This is a genomic window from Advenella sp., assembly GCF_052108595.1.
In the GTDB taxonomy this organism is placed as follows: Bacteria; Pseudomonadota; Gammaproteobacteria; order Burkholderiales; family Burkholderiaceae_B; genus Advenella.
Genome location: NZ_JBQEAU010000096.1, coordinates 1 through 247 on the forward strand (window position 1 = coordinate 1; position 247 = coordinate 247).

Consider the following 247-nt stretch of genomic DNA (forward strand, 5'->3'; position numbering starts at 1 on the left):
ATAGTGAGATCTACTTATTCTACTTCAACTAGCGCTGACTGTAACCGATTTATACCAATCACTTTACTGCTCGTCCAATGACACAATCAATCATATCTATAGAGAAAATCGAAAAAAGCCAAAAAATCGCCGCCACGTGCGTCCATTTCGGCTTTTGCACAGCGGTTTGCCCAACCTATGTACTGGACGGCGAGGAAAATGATTCTCCGCGCGGTCGAATTGCATTAATCAAAGAAATGTTAGCCAA